The organism is Variovorax fucosicus (assembly GCF_030316825.1).
GTDB classification, from domain to species: domain Bacteria; phylum Pseudomonadota; class Gammaproteobacteria; order Burkholderiales; family Burkholderiaceae_C; genus Variovorax; species Variovorax fucosicus.
In genome coordinates, this window is sequence record NZ_JASZYU010000015.1 from 1 (window position 1) to 1388 (window position 1388).

Annotated in this window: 1 protein-coding gene and 2 pseudogenes; all 3 read left to right on the top strand. The window is 65.9% G+C overall.

Features of this window, described 5'->3' with window-relative positions; genetic code table 11:
- Window positions 1-234, top strand: a pseudogene (locus QTI05_RS27780) (P-type conjugative transfer protein TrbL); the annotation flags it as partial.
- A gap of 22 nt (window positions 235-256) precedes the next feature.
- Complete coding sequence (gene trbF / locus QTI05_RS27785; RefSeq protein WP_076196625.1) at window positions 257-970, top strand: conjugal transfer protein TrbF; 714 nt, start codon at window positions 257-259, stop codon at window positions 968-970.
- Window positions 967-1388, top strand: a pseudogene (locus QTI05_RS27790) (P-type conjugative transfer protein TrbG); the annotation flags it as partial. The gene trbF and the pseudogene QTI05_RS27790, both read left to right, overlap by 4 nt.

Sequence of the window (1388 nt, forward strand, 5' to 3'; positions counted from 1 at the left end):
GTCAAAGACGGGGTGGCGAGCTTCGTTGCCGATGCGGCTGCGCCTGCCGCTGCCAAGCCCGCGGCCGATGGGTCCGAAGCCCATGCGCCAACTGCTGAGCCCGCGTGGGCCAAGCAGATGCGCCGCAAACAGCAGATGACGCATGCGGCGACGACGGCTGCGCACACGTTGCGTTCGGGCGATGCCGGAGGAAGTGGCGCCAGCCCGAGCCTGCATGACAGCTCGAATACCTGACTCAAATTCATAGGAGATCCAGATGCGGTTCAAACGACCCCAGGTGCGGTACTCGGCGACGCCCGAACCCGTCACCCCCTACCAGGCCGCCGCGCAGGTCTGGGACCAGCGCATCGGCAGCGCGCGCGTTCAGGCGAAGAACTGGAGGCTGATGGCTTTCGGTTGCCTGTCCCTCGCGCTGCTGATGGCCGGCGGCCTCGTGTGGCGTTCGGCCCAGTCCATCGTGACGCCATTCGTCGTCGAGGTGGACAACGCCGGTCAGGTGCGTGCTGTGGGCGAGGCGGCCACGCCCTACAAGCCCAACGACGCGCAGATCGCGCACCACTTGGCGCGCTTCGTCACCGACGTGCGTTCGCTGTCTATCGACCCGATCGTGGTGCGGCAGAACTGGCTCGAGGCCTACGAGTACACGACGGACCGTGGAGCGGCCACCTTGAACGACTACGCGCGAGCGAACGATCCGTTCTCGCGCATTGGGCAAAGCTCGGTGGCCGTGGAGGTGACGAGCGTTGTGCGAGCCAGCGACACGTCTTTCCAGGTGCGCTGGATCGAGCGCAGCTTCGCGAACGGCTCGCCCTCTGGCATGGAGCGCTGGACGGCCGTGCTGGCCGTCGTGCTGCAGCCGCCGCGCACCGAGCAGCGGCTGCGCAAGAACCCACTGGGCATCTATGTCAACGGGCTGTCCTGGAGCCGTGAACTCGAATCCACCGATGCAATGAAAGGAACAAAGCCGTGAACACGCATCTCCGTAAATCCGTACTGCCATTGATCTTGCTGGTCCTCGCTGGCTGCGCCACGCAGGGCAAGGCCCCGCCCACGATCTCGCTGGACGAGCCCGTTGCCGTTGCCGCGCAGCCGCTACCGGATCCACCGAAGCCCATCGAAGTGGTTGAGATGCCGAAGCCCTTGCCGCTGCCCGAGCAGATGAAAGCGCTGCCAAGCGAGTCCGACGCGAAGCTGACACCGGAACCCGCGGACGAAAAGCTCCGCGTTTCCCGTGCCAACCTGGAGGCCCGCATCGCACCGACGCGCGAGGGCTATGTCAATGCGATCCAGGTCTGGCCCTACGCTGACGGCGCGCTGTATCAGGTCTACACCAGTCCGGGACGCGTCACCGTCATTGCCCTGCAGCAGGGCGAGGAGCTGGTGACGGT

Bases quoted from the DNA above. Each gene is read 5' to 3' on its own strand.
- trbF (WP_076196625.1), top strand. From the start codon at position 257: ATGCGGTTCAAACGACCCCAGGTGCGGTACTCGGCGACGCCCGAACCC.